Origin of the sequence: Alteromonas lipotrueae (genome assembly GCF_019249255.1) — a bacterium.
Taxonomy (GTDB): Bacteria; Pseudomonadota; Gammaproteobacteria; order Enterobacterales; family Alteromonadaceae; genus Alteromonas; species Alteromonas lipotrueae.
This window is the reverse complement of record NZ_JAESDJ010000010.1, coordinates 1-18,967: the sequence shown is the minus strand read 5'-3', so window position 1 is coordinate 18,967 and position 18,967 is coordinate 1. Positions and strand designations below refer to the sequence as shown.

Genomic DNA, 18,967 nt, shown 5'->3' with positions numbered 1-18,967 from the left:
AAGGGCGAATCAGATGATTCGCCCTTTTGGTTTGAAGTTGTCTTTCGTATGCAACTAGCGTTGCAATGCCTCCCTGTGATGCGGCTTAGATATTACCAATTGCACAGTGCTAATGGTTCTTTCTAAAAAACCGCCTTCACAGTATTTTAAATAGTAAATCCACATTCGCATGAAACGTTCATCGTAACCGTCGTTTAGTAACGCTTCTTTGGCGCTAATAAAGGCCTCGTACCAATGATTTAGGGTTTGGGCGTAATCTAACCCGATATCATGCAGATCTCTAATCATCATGTCGCTATAGCGCTTTAAATGAGAGTTTAATTGATATTGCGAGGGTAAGAATCCACCGGGGAATATGTATTTTTGAATGAAGTCCACACTATTGGCGTAACTCTCGTAACGTCTATCGTCAATAGTAATGGATTGAAGCAACATCAGCCCATCGTCTTTCAATAACGATGAACACTTTTCAAAAAAGTTACCTAAGTAATCTTTCCCAACGGCTTCAATCATTTCTATTGAAACCAGCTTGTCGTATTTACCTTCTAATAGGCGATAGTCTTTTTTCAGCAAGGTGACTTTGTCAGATACCAGTTCGCGGTCAATCCATTGCTCTGCCCACGCATATTGTTCTTCAGAGATAGTTGTGGTGGTCACGTTACAACCATAATGCTTGGCAGCATATACCGCCAAACCGCCCCAGCCAGTGCCAATTTCTAAAAGGTGGTCACTTTGGGTTAACTGAAGCTTGTCACAAATTGTTTTAAGTTTGTGATTTTGCGCCTCTTCTAAACTGGCATTCACATCAGGATAAATCGCCGATGAATACATCATCGTATTATCTAAAAAGCGAGTATAGAGTTTATTACCTAAATCGTAATGGGCTTCAATATTTTTCTTGGCTTGGTCTTGTGTATTGCGGCGGGCAAAGTGCTGAATTTTTAAAATAGGCATGGAAATCCATTTGAACTTGTTTTCCCATGCGTCAAGGGTAGATAAATTGCGCGCAAATATTTGCACCACTGCCGTCACATTATCGCTTTCCCACAGACCATCCATGTAGGCTTCACCTGCACCTACACTGCCGCCCAATAATAATTGGCGATACGCTTTCACGTCTTTGAAATTAATCGTAGCGTGCAAATCGTCATTGGGGTTACCCAGTGAAGAGATCGTGCTGCCATTTTCCATAATGGTAAGTGAACCATGTGGAAGTTTCTCTAAACACTTTAAAAATGCGCGCCTACATACCTTGTCTAAAAGAGACGCTTCTGACGGGGTACTAAATACAGATTCACCGGAAGACATGTTGTTATTATTCCTGACTTTTCTTAGGGTGGTTATAAAGTGGTGTACGCTTTATAAGTAACTTTAACGCCTGCCAATATATGCCAATTATTGTTCTAATGGTCATACTAGGTATACGTTTCATAACCCGACTTAGATTCGCATTATCTAATGAAAGCCGTGTTAAATTAATTCCAGCATTGAACTCTTTTTCGCCTCGAACACAGTCCATCGTTAATGATAGGCGTTGGCTAGGTTGCGTTATTCGCCATTTGTAAGTCATGTCCATGGGATTAAACGGTGATACATGAAATGCTTTTGGTGTGTCTGCTTGCACGGCTAAATCGACCAGATAATAATGCCGCTCATTCCAAGGGGTATTGCTGACTTCTGCTAATACATGGGTAAAGGCATTGTCTTTACCCTTTAAATAATAAAAATTAACAGGGCTGAAATACATTCCCCACATTCGAAGTTGCCCAAGCATGTACACATCGCCGCTTAAGGTATCCTCACTTAAACTGTTCATTTTTTCTAGTACGCTTTGGTCTAATGGCCTGTTGCTATCACCTAAATAGTCTTCTCGTTTAAAGCGTACTCTTGCTTTAGAATTAACAGAGAAGTGTTTCAAGGCTGCTGGCAATGCATCGACTTCACTTAACTTTATCCAGAACAAATAAATATGATAGTCGAACTTATGTTGGGTAGGTGAAAAGCGCTCGTGATACACCTTTCCTTCATAAATAGCGCTATCCATCATAGGTGAGCTCCAAATCGCTCACATACATCTAATGCGCTATGCACACCATCTTCATGAAAACCGTTATACCAGTAGGCGCCACAAAAATGCAGATTATCCACACCACATATCTGGCTTCGGCGCTGTTGTGCATTCACCATAACGTCACTAAATTGAGGATGCGAATATTGGTAACTACCCAATACCGCGCTTGTATCAATTTTATCCGTGTTATTAAGGGTGACGCAGTAGGTATTAGCTGCGTCTAATCGCTGAAGAATATTCATATCGTAAGTCACCGAAGCCGGTCTTTCTTCCTCGCCAGCATCGTCTTTTAAGCGGTAATTCCAACTTGCCCATGCAAGCTTTCGCTTAGGAAGTTGGTTTGTATCTTTGTGCATAACGACGTCATTTTCAGCGAAGCGAATAGCGCCCAACACCGCTTGCTGAACTTCGCTGGGAGTATCTAGCATGGCTAGTGCTTGATCGCTATGACAGGCGAAAATAACGTCATCGAATAAAGCTTGAGTGCCAGATGTGTCAGTTACCTGCCATTTTTGGCCTACTTTTTTCACATTAGTAACGCCACATGATAGCTTTATCTTGTCTTCAAAACTGGCAGTTAACGGGGGAATATAAGTGCTAGAGCCACCTTTAATGGTATACCACTGTGGCCTGTCAGTTATATTCAATAAACCGTGGTTGTTAAAAAACTGGAGAAAGAAAGTCAGTGGGAACTGCCTAGTTTGGGCAAGACTTGCAGACCAAATAGCGGCGCACATGGGCAAGATATAATAGCGCGCAAAGTCATCGCTTAATTTTAGCTCGTTAATGACATCTTGAAGCGTCATAGAAGCAGTGTCTCGCTTCTCGGCGACAAAGGCTTTGCAGGCTTTATTAAATTTCAGAATGTCACGCACAATACGCCAGAACCTCGGGCGTAGTATATTCCGACGCTGTGCAAATAGGCTGTTTATCGTATTGCCATTGTACTCGATGTTAGCTTTCTCACTGGTAACAGAAAAGCTCATCTCGGTAGGCTGGTATGCGACATCAAGCTGCTTCATCAGCTTTATAAATCTAGGGTAGGTCCAATCATTAAATACAATGAAACCGGTATCGATATTTCGTTCAATACCCTCATCGTTGATTTTTTTCGTGGCGGTGTGCCCGCCAATGTAATCATTGGACTCATAAACAGTGATATTAGCTGTTTTATTTAACAAATACCCACACGTTAGGCCTGAAATGCCGGTCCCAACAATCGCTACATTTTTTGTCATTGTTATTGTGCTCTACTGCTTCTCTCGCATCGATAGCGATAATTTCTTTTGTAATCCAACCGGTAAGATATGCATAAATCGAAGTATAAAGCCAAATATGCGAGGGAAGAAAACGGTTTGCTTACCCGTCTCAACACCTTTAAGCATAGAAACCGCCGCTTCATTTGCCGTAATTTTCATTGGCATATCAAAGTCATTTTTGTCAGTAAGGGGTGTTTCAACAAACCCTGGTGATACCGCTTGAACATTTATACCGAGGTCGTGTAAGTCAACCTCTAAGCTTTTTGTAAAATAGTGAAGAGCTGCTTTACTTGCCCCGTATGCCTGAGAACGGGTAAAGGGAAGTAGGCGGGCCATACTATCTACGATGACTAGCTTATTCCCTTTCTTTAATGAAGGAATGAGCGCCTCTACACAGTGAACTACGCCAAAAAAGTTCGGTTCGAAAACCCGCCTAAACATATCCGACTCGAATTCATCAATATCTACATATTCACAGGTGCCTGCATTTAAAATAGCAATGTCGCACTTTACGTTGTGCAGCGCTTGTTTAGCCTCTTTTAGAGAAGTTACATCAAATTGAAGCGGCTTAATGTTTGGCTTCGACGCCAGTTCATCTAACACTTCTTGATTTCTACCACATGCAATAACCTGATAGCCTTTTTCTGCCGCATGAAGTGCTAATGCTTTGCCAATTCCTGAGGTGGCGCCTGTAATGAGTAATGTCTTCACTTCGCTAACCTCTTTTTAATTTTCTTCACAAAGAAGCCTAACAGAGGAATGTGTTCATATACCATTTCGCCTAAATCGTAGTAATCTTTGTGATAGACAATCTTGTCATCCTTTACCGTCAACTGGGTATTCCCGTCTACGACAATTAACTTGTCGCTTTGCTTAAGTTTGAGGTTCATTGTCCAGTTAACGATATGGGTGATGCTGTTGCTATTCACTGGCGCTATCATTGATATGTCAAACTGACAGCGTTCGGCTTGCCCAAGTAAATTTGCAAAATACTTTTGTACGCTATTAAGGCCATGGTGGGTAGTGATAGGGTCAACAAATGCCACGTTGGAAGCATAAATATCTGCTAAGTCATCTAGGGTGATTTGGCATATATCGGCGTACATCGTTGAGAATCTATCTAATACAGTCATCACTTCTTCACTTTGTTAATTTGCTTGGATAAACATAAAACGGCCATGTAACGTGTTGTTACTATTGCTAATACTGCGTGGGAGCTTGTTTGCAAATACTATACACGCTATTTTGATTATCGTTCTACTATTCGAAGCGTAACCGGGTTGGTTAATGTTTTCTTAATATATTCATTCTACAAATAATGTAGCGCGTCGGATCATTACCTTTAGACTAAAGTGTGAAATTTTTTCCCTAGCGATCCAATTTGTTCACAGTGGCGTAATTGCTTATGACCAAAAGAGTTAAGAGTTTATGAGTAAGACACCCATTCCACTATTTCCGTTATCTGCCCATTTGCTTCCAGAGGGACGCATGGCGTTACGCATTTTCGAGCCAAGGTACACGCGCATGGTTAAGCAGGCATGTGCTGAAAATAAAGGGTTTGTGATGTGTATGCTAAACGCATCTGGTGATAAATCCCGTAATGAACATATTTATCCGATTGGTACCTACGCCAAGGTTGTCGACTTCGATTTGCTCGATGACGGCTTGCTTGGCATAAAGGTTGCTGGATTAGAGTTAGTTGAGGTAACTGATGTAGCAGTTGAATCAGATGGGTTACGTACAGGTCATTGTCATTCTGTATCGCCTTGGAACTGCGAAATATCACCTCAGCAATTAGCGCCTATAAATGAGCGTTTGAAAGAAATTTTTGCGAAGTATACGGAGATAGCATCACTTTATGAGGAAACCCGGTTTGACGACCCTATGTGGGTGTTAAGACGGTGGCTTGAATTGCTACCTGTTGATGGTGGACAAAAGCAGCAATTTCTTAGACAGGGTGGTGGCAAGAACTTACTTAACTATCTGTGTGCATTAATTCGATAAACCGAATTAATAGATAAAGTGTTAAATTCCATTAAACAATTGTAATGTGGAATTGGCGATTTTTTCGAACTTCTTTCATCGTTTGTTTGTAAAATATATTAATCGAATCGGATAAACGGACGAAACCTTATGTTAGTTGGAATTCCTTTAGAACAAAGTAAGAGTACGATTAAACCGAAAGAATGCGCGGTTGAGATGTCAGATTACCTAGTTGAAGTTGCCCAAAAGCGTTGTAAAAAATCTTTTGCGCGAGTTTTTAATTACTTTGCTCCAAGACTTCGTTCATACGCTTTAAAGCAGATGGGTAACGAAGCCCTTGCCATGGAACTAGTACAAGACACTATGTCGAATGTGTGGCAAAAAGCGCATTTATTTAACGCAGAGAAAGGTTCGCCATCTACCTGGATTTTCACCATTGCTCGAAATATTCGTTTTGATATGCTGCGTAAGCTTCAAAACCGAAAAGAAGATGTATGCTCTGATGATCTTTGGCCAGTATTGTGTGAACAAACTGCCGACCTAAACGAAGCACCTCTTGACGAACAAGTAACGTTAGAACAAATCGGTTATTTGTTTGAATCGCTTCCGGTTAAACAAAAGGCAGTTATTGAAGCTATTTACATTGATGGTAAATCTCAGCAAGAAGTCGCCGATGAATTAGATATCCCACTGGGTACTGTTAAGTCAAGAACTCGCTTAGCACTTCAAAGATTAAAAGGTATGTTGCAAAGTAATGATTAGGTTCCACCCGAGTGCTCAACAACTTGTTTCATTCGTTGACGGAAATTTATCGCCGGCGGTGTCGCTGATGGTCTCTGCACATTGTGATATGTGCAGCACGTGTCAGCGATTTGTGGAACAAGAAACCGAGCGCCTAGCTGGTTCGTTACTGCAAGATAATGGTTTTAAGCAAGTTGACCTTAAAGTCGATTACAGCGCAATGATTGCGCAAATTACTCAAGCGCCGTCTTCTGTTGAAGCTGATACCGGCTTGAATCAGAAAGAAACCTCCCGAAAGCCAAGCAGTAAGACAGAAGTCAGTAAGGCTGCTATCCATTCTATTGAGCTTGATGGCAGGAACTTTGTCCTCCCGCGAACACTTCAGCGGTATATAGAGAAGACAGGGGGCTGGTCTAGTTTAGTAGGGAAGTTATGGCAGGCACCTGTGGATTTAGGTAGCCAAGGAGTAGCCAATTTCATATATATGGCTAAAGGTGGTAGTGTGCCCGAACATACTCACCGAGGCACTGAATACACTTTGGTGATAAACGGTGAATTCAGTGATGGAATTAACAACTACGATTCTGGCGATTTTATTTTCATGGATGGCCAAAATACGCATACCCCGCGTTCTGATAATGCCCAAGGTTGCTTAGTATTTACTATTGTTGACCAGCCCTTACATTTTACGTCTGGTATAGCGCGCCTTCTCAATCCATTTAGTCATCTTTTCTTTCGCTAGCCTTCGTAATAGTATTTTTGTAAATTTTCTCAGTTAAAGTTAAAAAGCAGATTCAAAAAAAAGCGCAGTTTGTTTTAAACTGCGCTTTTTATTACTGCTATTAGAATGATTAACTAATAAAGTCACTTTCAGGGAAGTTCAACTTCAATGTCTTCATGGCATTACCACGCAAATCATCTAATCCTAATTGCTCGTAACTAGATACCATAATTTCAAGCGCTTGCTGAATTTGTGTACTTTCAGGGAAGTGCTCGATAACATATCTGCCACGGTTAGCTGCTGCAACATAAGCGTGTCTGCGCATGTAGAAGCGGGCAATAGCAATTTCGTATCGTGCAAGCCTGTCTTTAATATGAAGCATGCGCTTGCGTGCGTCTGCAGCATATTTGCTGTCAGGGTATTGCTGCATTAAGCGTCTGAAATCTTCAAAAGCCTGACGAGATTTCGAAGGATCTCGGTCAGTCCTATCAATGTTCATTAAATCTTGAAACAGGTTACTGTCAGACTCCATGTTGGTAAGGCCACGCATATAGTAGGCATAATCAACATCTGAGTGGTTTGGATTAAGACGAATAAACCTATCGATAGTGGCTAACGTCTCATCACTCTTACCTGATTTGTAGTAACTATAGATAAGGTCTAATTGCACTTGGTGCGAAAGCGGGCCAAATGGGTAACGAGAGTCTAATGCGCCTAATGTCTGGGCCGCAGCACTGAAGTTACCCACTTCCATGCTTTCTTTGGCTCTGTTATATAGCTGTTGCGCACCCATATTAGCCATAACGGCTTTTTCTTCTTCGTCGGAGGAGCTACTACAGCCTGCGACAGATACCATTGCACCTAATAACACAGGTGCCAGTAATCGAATTGATTTCATAATAGTTCTTTTTTCCTGCTAAACAGTATTGATTACTTCGCTGTCTAAGCTCATGTTCTCGTATTCTAACGTACTCGCGATGATAAAAACCATACAAATTCGCAAACAACGCAGTGTACCGATTGAAAGCTTGTTATAATACCCTTTTTACACTTAATAATCGGTGTTATGACAGAGTCGGACAACACATTACAATTAGAAGCAACCACAGGGGCTGAGCACTTTGGTCTTCGGTTAGATCAGGTTTTAGCTGATTTGTTCCCTGAATATTCACGTTCTAAGCTAAAAACTTGGATCCAAGGCGGAAATGTGTCCGTTGATGGACAGGTTATCACAGTACCACGCCATAAAATGCAAATGGATGAGGTGGTGACTGTTAGCGCTGAAATAGAAGTGCAGGTCACTAGCCAAGCGCAAGATATTGCATTGGATATTGTTTATGAAGATGAACATATTTTAGTCATTAACAAACCTGCTGACTTAGTGGTTCATCCTGGTGCGGGCAATCCAAGTGGCACTGTGCTTAACGCATTGCTTAATCATGTTCCTGACATCGATAAAGTGCCTCGTGCCGGTATAGTGCATCGTTTAGATAAAGACACAACAGGCCTGATGGTAGTAGCGAAAACCTTACCAGCACAAACCCACCTGGTAGATCAGCTGCAAACACGAGTGATGAGCCGAGAGTATGAAGCCGTTGCGATGGGCACTATGGTAGCTGGTGGTGTGGTGGATGCGCCTATTGGGCGCCATGCAACTAAGCGTACACACATGGCCGTGCGTGAAAATGGTAAACCTGCAGTAACTCACTTTCGTGTTATCGAGAAGTTTCGTGCTTATACGCATTTGCGCTTAAAGCTGGAAACAGGCAGAACCCACCAAATTCGTGTGCATATGGCCCACATTAAGCATCCGTTACTAGGCGATCCTACCTACAGTGGTAGACCACGCTTACCGAAAGGTGCATCTGATGATTTTGTTAACACGTTACGGGGTTTCCAGCGTCAGGCTTTACACGCAGCTCAGCTTTCTTTGTATCATCCAGAATCGGAAGAGTGGATGACATGGCAAGCGCCACTGCCAAAAGATATGCAAGATTTATTGGCTGCAGTACGCTTAGACTCTAAAGAAAACCCTGAGGATATGATTTAATCAGTGCAACTGGTTTGTCTGACCCAATAAAATGGCTGCAGAGCGACGGAGCTCAACATGATAACACCTCAATGGCATAGCCCTGAAAACGTGGTTGCTTACACTACCACGCGTGATGGCAGTGGCTGTGACCATGATGGCGAAGGTGCCAGTCGTGGGGAGTTTGCCCAATGTAATGTCGGAGACCACGTGGGTGATGACAAGGAAGCCGTGGCATTAAATCGCGCTGGTTTACCCTATGCCAATGCTATTACGTGGTTAAATCAAGTTCACGGCAATCATGTTGTTACGTTGCCTTCTTCCGAGACAGAAGGCGATGCAGCTTTTACCACAAGTAGTACGCATTTTTGTGCAGTAATGACGGCTGACTGCGTACCTATTCTTATCTGTGACATTACAGGTAAAGAAGTGGCTGCCGTGCATGCTGGATGGAAAGGGCTTGAGTCTGCAATTATTGGCCGCACAGTGAGCCATTTTTCGCGCCAAGCTTCAGATTTAATGGCTTGGATTGGGCCAGCCATTTGTCAGCAGTGTTATGAAGTAGATGCTGCGTTAGCACAACGCTTCGCGGATTACCCATCAGCAATATGCCAAGGTGATATACCCACTAAGTTTCAATTGGATTTACCCGCCATTGCTGCCCAGCAGCTAGCATCGCTAAATGTTGGTACCGTCATCAATAGTCAGCTATGTACCTATTGCAATGAAAAACAGTTTTATTCCCACCGCAGAGCAACGCATCAAGGCAAGCTAGCTACTGGCCGAATGGTAAGTGTAATAGGTTTGCGCTAAATCAAAGGTTTACGAAACTTTAAACGTTTCTCTTGAATCTCATTCAATAAGATCCCATAACTAATGCATAAGGTATTTTGACATTATTAGGGTTTAGCCATGCGATTAGACAGATTCACCAATAAGTTCCAACTTGCCATTTCGGATGCTCAATCTTTAGCGCTTGGGCGCGACCATCAATACATTGAACCTGTACATTTAATGACGGCTTTGCTGAACCAGCAAGGCGGCTCGGTACGCCCCGTACTCGACCAAGCAAATGTAAATGTGAATGCACTGCGCTCGGCATTGAGTGAAGCGGTTGACCGTATCGCTAGCGTTGATGGCATTGGCGGTGATGTACAGCTAAGTAAACAAAGTGGCATTCTGCTTAACCTGTGCGACAAAATAGCTCAGCAGCGTAAAGATGAGTACATTACCTCTGAAATTTTCGTGCTGGCAGCCTTTCAAGATAACGGTCGATTAGGCGAAATTTTAAAGCAGCTTAACATTACTAAAGATAACGTAGAAAACGCTATCGACTCTATGCGAGGCGGGCAAACTGTAAATGATCCGAATGCCGAAGACGTGCGCCAAGCGCTGGAGAAATTTACTACAGATTTAACCGAGCGCGCAGAACAAGGGAAGCTCGACCCTGTTATTGGTCGCGATGATGAAATTCGTCGTGCAGTGCAGGTTTTGCAACGCAGAACAAAGAACAACCCAGTTCTTATTGGCGAGCCTGGTGTGGGCAAAACCGCGATTGTTGAGGGGTTAGCGCAGCGCATTATTAATGGTGAAGTACCAGAAGGGCTTAAGAATAAGCGGGTGCTTTCGCTTGATATGGGCGCATTGGTGGCGGGCGCAAAATATCGCGGAGAATTCGAAGAGCGCCTTAAAGCCGTGCTTAACGAATTAGCTAAAGAAGAAGGTCGGGTTATTTTATTCGTTGACGAACTACACACCATGGTAGGCGCAGGTAAAGGCGATGGCGCTATGGACGCGGGTAACATGTTAAAACCAGCGTTAGCTCGCGGTGAATTGCACTGTGTGGGCGCAACTACCCTTGATGAGTATCGCCAATATATCGAAAAAGACGCCGCTCTTGAACGCCGATTCCAGAAAGTGTTGGTAGATGAACCCAGCGTAGAAGACACCATCGCTATTTTGAGGGGGTTGAAAGAACGGTATGAACTTCACCATTCAGTGGATATTACCGACCCAGCTATCGTAGCGGCGGCCAGCTTGTCTCATCGCTATATTAGCGACAGACAACTCCCCGATAAAGCTATTGATTTGATTGATGAAGCAGCATCGAGTATTCGTATTCAAATAGATTCAAAACCTGAAGATATGGACAGATTAGAGCGCCGTATTATTCAACTGAAACTGGAAGAGCAGGCACTTGCCAAGGAAACGGATGATGCCAGTCACAAACGTTTAGAAATGATTGAGCTTGAACGTGAGCAAGCTGAAACTAAATACAATGACTTTGAAAAAGTATGGCTTGATGAAAAAGAAGCCATGCAAGGTACGCAAACCATTAAGTCATCGCTAGAGCAAGCTAAACTCGATTTAGAGATTGCGCGCAGGGCATCAGATTTAAATCGTATGTCTGAGCTTCAGTACGGCAGAATTCCCGAGTTAGAAGCAAAACTTGAGCGGGCATCTGAAAATGAAACCCGAGAAACTAAGTTGGTGAAAAACAAAGTCACCGATGTTGAAATTGCCGATGTATTGTCACGTTGGACAGGTATACCTGTTGCTAAAATGCTAGAAGGCGAGCGTGACAAACTACTTAAAATGGAAGATGTACTACACAAACGTGTTGTGGGGCAGGGGGAAGCGGTTGAGGCAGTATCTAACGCAATCAGACGTTCTCGAGCTGGCCTTGCGGATCCTAACCGTCCTATTGGCTCCTTCCTGTTTTTAGGCCCAACAGGGGTTGGTAAAACTGAATTATGTAAAGCGCTAGCCGGTTTCATGTTCGACACCGAAGACGCCATGGTGCGCATTGATATGTCGGAATTTATGGAGCGCCACTCTGTTGCTCGTTTAGTTGGGGCGCCCCCTGGCTATGTTGGGTATGAAGAAGGTGGCTATTTAACCGAAGCAGTACGTAGAAAGCCTTATTCTGTAATTTTGCTCGACGAAGTAGAAAAAGCACACCCTGATGTTTTTAATATCTTGCTACAGGTATTAGACGACGGTCGCTTAACCGATGGGCAAGGTCGCACAGTTGATTTCAAAAACACCGTAGTGATCATGACATCCAACTTAGGTTCTGACATTATTCAAACGCAACATGAAGAAAGTCAGTACGAAGAAATGAAAGCGTCAGTGATGTCGGTGGTAGGGCAGCATTTCCGTCCTGAGTTTATTAACCGAGTTGATGACATTGTGGTATTCCACCCACTTGGCAAAGACGAAATTAAATCTATTGCTAAAATTCAACTAGCAGCACTTCGTGCTAGGTTAGTGGAAAAAGGGTACAAGCTTAATTTATCTGGGGCTGCTATGGATAAACTCGCTGATGCTGGCTTCGACCCTGTATATGGTGCGCGGCCACTTAAACGGGCGATTCAGGTTCATATAGAAAATCCACTCGCACAAAAGTTACTTTCAGGTGATTTGGTACCAGATTCTGTTATCAGAATAGATGTAGATAACGAAAAGCTAGTGATTTCAAATCAGTGATTAATTAGCTTATGCCGCAGTAATAAGCGTGTAGATAAAACAAAGCCACACATCTTGATAGAGAGTGTGGCTTTCTTATACGTGAAAAAAGTTAACGAACGTAATTAAAGACCATCGAGCAGGCTTTGTGCTTCAGTGCGTTTAAAGAAAGGCCGTTTCACATTTACCGCAAAGGTTAATTCTTCTTTTGCTTCTTCAATTCTGCCTAACTTAGCCAATGTATAACCAAGGTGATAGCGAATGTTAGGATCATTGGCATCTCGGGCAAAGGCGTCGCGTAGCATTTTAAGGCTTGTTTCATATTGCCCTTGTTGTGCTTTTAACCAGCCAAACGTATCAAGAATTTTCGAAGATGAGGGGTCGAGTTCATAGGCTTTGATGATATAGCTTTCAGCACTCTCCGTTCCCATTTCCATTGCCATAATAGCTAGCCTATTGTAAGCCTGTGCTGGACTTGGTGTTTCGGGTATTTTTACTAGCTCATTATATAGGGCTGTTGCTGCGTCAAAATCACGTATGAAATAGAGATATTGAGCAAGTAAGCTTTTGGCCAGAAGGTTTTTTGGGTTTTGCTTGATAATTGCCTCTGACTCTTCAATGAATGTATCTACATAGCGCTCATTAAGGGCGTAGTTGTAAATAGCGATTAGCGGCGGTGCGAAATCTCTATCTAGTCTAAGGGCTCGTCGATAAGCCTCAAGGGCTTGTTCATCACGTTCTTCAGCTGTCAAAGCTCTGCCTTTCAGCAACCAATAATTGGCATTGCCCTGCTGTGTAGTTGCGATAGACGCCAGTAACACGTTTGCATCATTAACTTTATCTAATTTCAATAAAAGTCGTACATGAGCAAGGACTATAATTGAAGAATCTGGTGCAGCTGATTGTGCCTTTTCCATTGCTGCCAGCGCTCTATCTTCTTCATTTATTAGCAATAGTTGGTCACTCAAACGAAGTAACCTAGTGGCGTCTTGCTGTATAAAGTTCTCAACAATATTTAGCGTTTTTTTCGCGTTCTCATAATCTTTTAACGCAATTAACAATCCGGCTTTACTGAGAAGGTAATCAGGATTGTCGAATTCATCTTTGATAAGTCTATCTAAATGATATAGAGCGCTTTTACTATCACCTTCACGTTGGTAAATAGCGACTAACCGCTCCTTGGCGGCTATGTTTTGCGGGTTTAGCGTAAGTATATCAATGTAAATTTGCTTGGCTTCTTGTGTACTACCAAGACGTGTCAAATTGTGTGCTTTAAGTAGCAGTGTTTCGTTATGCTTTGGCGATAGAGTAAGCAATTCTTCAACGAGTTGTGATGATACGTCTAGGTTCCCCAATCTGCTTTCAGTAGCAGCCAAATTGAATTTTGCAGGAAATAACGCGGGGTTAATTGCCAATGCTTTTTCAATTTTCGACTTGGCTTCTGCTAATTGCCCCTGCCGTATAAGAATCCCCGCTTGTAAATTATAAACTTCAGGATCCTCTGGGAACTTGTCTGCAAGTAGGCCAGCGCTGCGAAGTGCTTGGTCGTAACGTGAGGCTTGAAGGTTCATTAACGCGTAGGTGAAAAGATAAGAAGGGCTGTCTTTATACCTAGAAAAATTTTGTTCGAGGATCGCCAAGGCTTTATCCTGCTTACCTCTTGCCGCCATCAATCTAATTTTAAAAAGCTGTAATTTACTTTCCGAGGGGTGTCGTATTTCTAGTTGCTGCAACAACCTTTCAGCTTTAAAGGCTTTATTCTGTTTTATAAACAAATCGCCTAAAATAAGTGCCGAATCAGGATTTTCCAGCAGTACATCCTGATAACGCTCTAACAAAAGTAGGGCTTGCTTACCTTGTTGCGTAGAGAGATAAACCTGAGACAGCATCATTACAGCCTGAATGTCATCAGGTTCATTTTGTAGGTAGCTTGTGAAGTCCTTCGCTGCCTTTTCCATATTGTTATTGAAAAAGTTTGTCAGCCCGCTTATGTACAGCAGCATAGGTTGAGAGGCAATTATTTCAGGATCTAATTGACTCATAAACTCATTGAGCTGAAGTAATTGTTCATTGTCGATGGCTGTTTCGGTATTACGGCTTTGCAACCAACTATTTAACAAAATGGCGAGAGGGTCGTTGGGCGTATCTTCAATAATTTCATCGACAAATAGCTTCGCTTGGTCATAGTCTTTAGCTTGTAGATAAAGGTCAACAAGATTCCTAAGTGCAATAGGATCTTCGCGGTTAAATGATAGTGCGGTTTGCAGGTATTCAGTAGCCGCTTTGGTATTTCCCTCGCGATAGGCCAATTGGCCTTTTAAGCGCCAAGTAATGGCATTTTCTTTTTCTATATTCTCGGCGTCATTAATAAGTTTACGAGCCAATGATAAATTATCTCTTTGAAGCGCAATAGAAGCCAACCCATTAATAGCAGGAACGTAGCGAGGGGTATCAGAAAGTATTTGTGAATAATCAGTTTCGGCACACGTTAGATCATCTAGTCGTATACATGCTGTGGCGCGTATTTGCAGCCAAGCTCGGTTGCTTTCCTTGGTGAGTTTACTGGTTTGATTAAAGTTGACGATGTCTGTGTATTTATTGAGAAAGAGCCAAGTATTGCCCAAGGGCTCGGCGAGCAGGTTTATGTCTGCTCCCATCTCTATTGCTTCTACAAACTCAAGTTCTGCTGCATTTAAATATCCGTTAATGAGAAGTATTTTTCCCATTAGGATTTTGGCAGCTAAGTTCTCGGGGTCTTTTTTTAAGCTATTTTTCAGGTGAATATAGGTTTCGTTATACTTATCTGCGTTAAATGCAGTAAGTGCTTTTTCATAATCCTCCGAAGTCGTAGCATGAGCGATGCTTAAAAAACTACCTGCAAATGCCGATGCCAATATTGCCGAGGCCAATGTAGAACGCCAAATACGCGAACGTCCAGTTCCTAAATTCATTATTAAATTATCCTGCTAACTGCCATAAAAAAAGGTGGCCAAAGCCACCTTCTAAAGATACGTGTTTTTTTTCTATTTTGAAACTATTACGCAGTGCGTTTTCTACGCCATATAAGAATAGCAAAACTCATTAGCATCAAGCCAAAAACGCCAGGCTCATGAACTTCAGCAACGGGGGGCGGAGTGCCCTCAGTAAAATCAATAGAGGTAATTTTAAATCCATCATTGTACATTGAAGCACCATCTACGCTGCCAAACACAGTGTTATAGGCGCCAACTAACCAATACTTCGCTGAGTTAACTAATTCTAGCTCGCCAGTAGTATAGCTGTACGACCCAGTTTTAGTAATATTGAATGACCCTGAAACCGCACCAGTAATGATTTCAGACCAGCTGCTGGACTCGCCTTGGAGTAACCCTAGCTGGCTATCATTTAATGCAGCAATTGAAACTTGTTGGTCAGTGCCATTGTTGTTTGCCCAGCCAAAGTCAATGTTATCAAGTGTTACATCAGAATCGAAAGAGAACAATACGAAATCAAAGTCAGCGTATGCAATTCCGGCAGCTGTGTCTTCGCCATTCCAGTAGTAGTTATCAATAGAGTGGTTGGGGCTAGTTGACCCTTCACCGTCCTGATTCAAAACACCATAGCCGTAGAAGCTAGATACTTCGTAGGGCGAAGCCGTTTTCACTATTTGGTCGAAGTCTTCAGGATCTAAGCTATTACCTGTATCAGACCAACCGGTAAGCGTAATGTTTACACCACCTATAGTTACCCCAGTAGCAGAAGTTACTACAGACTCGTCAAAATCAGTCAAATCGTAATAGCCTTCAGCAAGAGAGCTGTCAACAGGGTCAGTTGTGCCGCTATATCTATCGCCTCGACTACCGCCTGCAAACGCAGGTGCGCTTAATGTTGACAAAACCACTAAGGATACTAAAGCTTTATGTAAATACTGCATGGCTATACTTCCACTTTTAAACTGAAATTTTACTATTAGTAACCAGTTAAAGCATCATTTGTGCCATATTTGTATATTTTTGTTTTTTTTGGTTTTTATTTTTGAGTCTTACGCTTTTTGGGCTAAGTAGTAAAAAAAACTGACAGGTAATACCTGTCAGTTTTGAACTAAAGTAGCGCTTTTTACGTAGGCGCCATTCAAAGCTGTTTTCTACGCCAAGCGACAAGAAATACACCTGCGAGCAATAAGCCTAACGTGGTTGGCTCACTGACTTCAGTTGAGGGGGCCGGTGGACTCTCATTTGCTACAGAAAATCCAACTGATGAAAGCTTAAAGGCATCATTTCCAATATAACCTCCGATATTTTCAAAAACGGTATTATAAGCACCGATTAACCAATACTGGGAAGTGTCTGAAATATCGAAATCTGCCCTATGTTCTACATAGTCACAATTTTCTATATCATAAGAGGCAGTTGTCAGTGCATCAGCAACGATATCGTTCCAGGTTTGACTGCCTGAGGTTAAACCTGAAATGGAATCAAGTGCGGCGACAGATACTTGGGAGTCGCTGTTGCTGTATAGCCAGGAAAAGCTTGCCCCTGTTACAGAAACAGCTTGGTCGAATGACAACAAAACGAAATCGAAGTCTGTGACGTTTCCGTTTACTTTATTTACATTATCTATCGCGTGATCGGGGCTATAGTAAGTTTCCCAATCATCATTTGTTACACCATATCCATAGTAGTCAGATATTTTTTCTAACTTCGCATCTACAACAAGGTCATCGTTTTTACCGTAGGTGTCGGACCAAGCGGAGACAGAAATGTTTACCCCGTTAACCGAAATGGTGCTATTGAGAGGATCTGTTCCTGATTGAACGCCATCATCAACGAGGTCATAGATATTCTCGCCTAACGCAGATTCGCATAAATCGTTGTTAGATGAGCTGTTATTTGAGCTGCACCCTGAGTAGTCGGAATTATGCCATTTATTAGAACCTGCTTCAGCAGTGGAAAGTGGCAATAGGGTAAAACCAATAAAGCCCGCGGTAAGTATTGATACATTAAGCAAACGCATTATAACTAGACCTTCTTTATCTATATAAAAGGTGTAGTTCGTACGATATTTAGCTCTTCTTTTTACAGGCAGAGTAGATTTCGTGAACTTCAACATGATAGATGTATGATAACTGAACAGGTGATGTGGTTAGGTATATTAGCCTATACCTAGTTATTTATATGTGCTTCAGTGGTGCGGTGAATGTTATCTATGCGCCAGCAATGAACTATGAAATAATTAACACAGTTATTTATGTATATATGAGGACTTATGTCTGAACAAAAGCGAAAAGGGATTTATCTTCTTCCCAATCTACTAACCACTGCTGGTCTATTTTCAGGCTTTTTTGCAGTAGTGTCTTCGATGACAGGAAGGTTTGAAGCAGCAGCGGTAGCTATATTTGTTGCTATGATTTTTGATGGATTAGATGGCCGCGTTGCGCGTATGACGAATACGCAAAGCGATTTCGGTGCTGAATATGACTCAATGGCTGATATGGTGTCATTTGGTATGGCGCCGGCGTTAGTGGCATACAACTGGGGCTTAACTGAGCTCGGTAAGTTCGGTTGGTTAGCTGCCTTTGTTTATGTGGCAGGTGCTGCTTTACGTTTAGCACGATTTAATACGCAGGTTGGTATTGCCGATAAACGCTTCTTCCAAGGCTTGGCTAGCCCAGCTGCAGCAGCAGTAGTTGCTGGCTTAGTCTGGGTAGGCGTTGAATATGATGCTGTAGGTACAGACTACGGAATTGTAGTGGCGTTAGTTACTGGTTTCGCTGGCCTACTAATGGTGAGTAACTTCAAATACAATTCATTTAAAGAATTGAATTGGCATGGGAAGGTTCCTTTCGTAGGGCTGCTTATTGTGCTACTTATATTTGTAGTGGTAGCAACAGAGCCTGCTTTAGTACTCTTTATTGTGTTTTCTCTTTATGCGCTTGCTGGCCCAATCAATACATTTAGAACCGTCGATAAAGTTACATTGAACGACGTAGTAGGTGAGCAAGAAGAAGATGCAGACTTTGATGCTGATGCTAATAGTGCGACCGATACTGTTGATAGTAGCGAAGGGCAGCAAGACGAAGAGTCGTCTAATAAAGTGTAAAAACACGCCTTTCAGTCATTAATAGTGATGAGTTAGTTGTATTAATATACCAAACGACTAAAAAGCGACCTTCTAGGTCGCTTTTTTTATGAATTATTAAAAAGAGGTTGACCTTGCCTCAGAAATCTCTAGAATGCGCATCCGCTTCGACAGGAAAGTAAAATAACTTACACTGGCAAAGCAAGTCATTACAACCTCAAAGGCAGTACTGGCAAGGTTTACAAGGAGATGCTTTTGAAGTTAATTTTTTGAAAGTGTTGACATGAAAACCGAAGCGCGTAAAATGCGCGCCTCGCTTCAAGGAGTTGGCAACAACACTGGAAAAGCAGTTTTCATTAACTCTTTGGAGTTAACAACGATTCGGAAAGAAATTTACGAAAAACGTTGACACTGAAAACGAAACGCGTAGAATGCGCATCCGCTTCGAAGAGAAGCAAAGCAAGAAAGACACTAGCAATTATATGTAGCCTGAGTCCTCCTTGCGCAGAAGTCCCGACCGAAAGCGTCGCGATTCTGCACCACGTTCTTTAACAATTTATAACAAGACAATCTGTGTGGGCACTCATTAAGAGTGTCACACAACGACGATTCATATTCGATATATTTAATTGAAGAGT

General features: G+C 42.3%; 17 protein-coding genes. 8 read left to right on the top strand and 9 right to left on the bottom strand.

Annotated elements, in window-relative coordinates:
* Positions 1–54 precede the first annotated feature (54 nt).
* From KYS23_RS14055 to KYS23_RS14035, 5 genes are read right to left on the bottom strand one after another with little or no spacing between them, the layout of a single operon-like run.
* Complete coding sequence (locus KYS23_RS14055) at positions 55–1,308, bottom strand: SAM-dependent methyltransferase (RefSeq protein WP_159532047.1); 1,254 nt, start codon at positions 1,306–1,308, stop codon at positions 55–57.
* Positions 1,309–1,315: 7 nt separating this feature from the next.
* Positions 1,316–2,047, bottom strand: a complete 732-nt coding sequence (locus tag KYS23_RS14050) for a DUF1365 domain-containing protein (protein WP_159532045.1) — start codon at positions 2,045–2,047, stop codon at positions 1,316–1,318.
* A complete protein-coding gene (locus KYS23_RS14045; RefSeq protein WP_218419131.1) occupies positions 2,044–3,309 on the bottom strand; it encodes an NAD(P)/FAD-dependent oxidoreductase in 1,266 nt (421 codons plus the stop codon). Before KYS23_RS14045 ends, KYS23_RS14050 begins: the two co-directional genes overlap by 4 nt.
* A gap of 12 nt (positions 3,310–3,321) precedes the next feature.
* Positions 3,322–4,041 (bottom strand): SDR family NAD(P)-dependent oxidoreductase, encoded by a 720-nt coding sequence (locus KYS23_RS14040; RefSeq protein WP_218419129.1) that lies wholly within the window; start codon positions 4,039–4,041, stop codon positions 3,322–3,324.
* Positions 4,038–4,463: a nuclear transport factor 2 family protein gene (locus tag KYS23_RS14035; protein ID WP_159534611.1), complete on the bottom strand. Its 426-nt coding sequence runs from the start codon at positions 4,461–4,463 to the stop codon at positions 4,038–4,040. The genes KYS23_RS14040 and KYS23_RS14035 overlap by 4 nt, the downstream gene beginning before the upstream one ends.
* Positions 4,464–4,758: 295 nt before the next feature.
* On the opposite strand from KYS23_RS14035, the gene KYS23_RS14030 reads away from it, so the two are divergent.
* From KYS23_RS14030 to KYS23_RS14020, 3 genes are all read left to right on the top strand, one after another.
* A complete protein-coding gene (locus tag KYS23_RS14030; RefSeq protein WP_159532039.1) occupies positions 4,759–5,334 on the top strand; it encodes an LON peptidase substrate-binding domain-containing protein in 576 nt (191 codons plus the stop codon).
* 129 nt (positions 5,335–5,463) lie between these two features.
* Complete coding sequence (locus KYS23_RS14025) at positions 5,464–6,075, top strand: sigma-70 family RNA polymerase sigma factor (RefSeq protein ID WP_159532037.1); 612 nt, start codon at positions 5,464–5,466, stop codon at positions 6,073–6,075.
* On the top strand, positions 6,068–6,796 hold the full coding sequence (locus tag KYS23_RS14020) for a ChrR family anti-sigma-E factor (RefSeq protein WP_218419128.1): 729 nt from the start codon (positions 6,068–6,070) through the stop codon (positions 6,794–6,796). The genes KYS23_RS14025 and KYS23_RS14020 overlap by 8 nt, the downstream gene beginning before the upstream one ends.
* Before the next feature lie 109 nt (positions 6,797–6,905).
* On the opposite strand, the gene KYS23_RS14015 is transcribed toward KYS23_RS14020, so the two are convergent.
* The gene (locus tag KYS23_RS14015) at positions 6,906–7,673 is read right to left on the bottom strand and encodes an outer membrane protein assembly factor BamD (RefSeq protein ID WP_159532033.1); all 768 of its coding nucleotides are present in this window, start codon (positions 7,671–7,673) and stop codon (positions 6,906–6,908) included.
* A gap of 168 nt (positions 7,674–7,841) precedes the next feature.
* Between KYS23_RS14015 and rluD the strand changes: the two genes are divergently transcribed.
* The 3 genes from rluD (at position 7,842) to clpB (ending at position 12,293) form a co-directional block, all read left to right on the top strand.
* Positions 7,842–8,825, top strand: a complete 984-nt coding sequence (rluD, locus tag KYS23_RS14010) for a 23S rRNA pseudouridine(1911/1915/1917) synthase RluD (RefSeq protein ID WP_159532031.1) — start codon at positions 7,842–7,844, stop codon at positions 8,823–8,825.
* A gap of 57 nt (positions 8,826–8,882) precedes the next feature.
* Positions 8,883–9,617 (top strand): peptidoglycan editing factor PgeF, encoded by a 735-nt coding sequence (gene pgeF, locus KYS23_RS14005; protein ID WP_159532029.1) that lies wholly within the window; start codon positions 8,883–8,885, stop codon positions 9,615–9,617.
* A gap of 99 nt (positions 9,618–9,716) precedes the next feature.
* Complete coding sequence (gene clpB, locus KYS23_RS14000) at positions 9,717–12,293, top strand: ATP-dependent chaperone ClpB (RefSeq protein ID WP_218396059.1); 2,577 nt, start codon at positions 9,717–9,719, stop codon at positions 12,291–12,293.
* A gap of 104 nt (positions 12,294–12,397) precedes the next feature.
* On the opposite strand, the gene prsT is transcribed toward clpB, so the two are convergent.
* The 3 genes from prsT to xdp1 (KYS23_RS13985) form a co-directional block, all read right to left on the bottom strand.
* Complete coding sequence (gene prsT / locus KYS23_RS13995) at positions 12,398–15,223, bottom strand: XrtA/PEP-CTERM system TPR-repeat protein PrsT (RefSeq protein ID WP_159532025.1); 2,826 nt, start codon at positions 15,221–15,223, stop codon at positions 12,398–12,400.
* An 86-nt stretch (positions 15,224–15,309) separates the two neighbouring features.
* Entirely contained in the window at positions 15,310–16,185 is an 876-nt protein-coding gene (xdp1, locus tag KYS23_RS13990; RefSeq protein ID WP_159532023.1) for an exosortase-dependent surface protein XDP1, read from the bottom strand.
* 197 nt (positions 16,186–16,382) lie between these two features.
* Positions 16,383–17,264: an exosortase-dependent surface protein XDP1 gene (gene xdp1 / locus KYS23_RS13985; RefSeq protein ID WP_218419126.1), complete on the bottom strand. Its 882-nt coding sequence runs from the start codon at positions 17,262–17,264 to the stop codon at positions 16,383–16,385.
* 252 nt (positions 17,265–17,516) lie between these two features.
* Here xdp1 (KYS23_RS13985) and pssA point away from each other — a divergent pair, with 252 nt between their 5' ends.
* Both pssA and KYS23_RS20855 read left to right on the top strand, forming a co-directional pair.
* Entirely contained in the window at positions 17,517–18,350 is an 834-nt protein-coding gene (gene pssA, locus KYS23_RS13980; protein ID WP_159532018.1) for a CDP-diacylglycerol--serine O-phosphatidyltransferase, read from the top strand.
* A 262-nt stretch (positions 18,351–18,612) separates the two neighbouring features.
* The gene (locus KYS23_RS20855) at positions 18,613–18,738 is read left to right on the top strand and encodes a hypothetical protein (RefSeq protein WP_274608560.1); all 126 of its coding nucleotides are present in this window, start codon (positions 18,613–18,615) and stop codon (positions 18,736–18,738) included.
* The last annotated feature ends 229 nt before the right edge of the window (positions 18,739–18,967 follow it).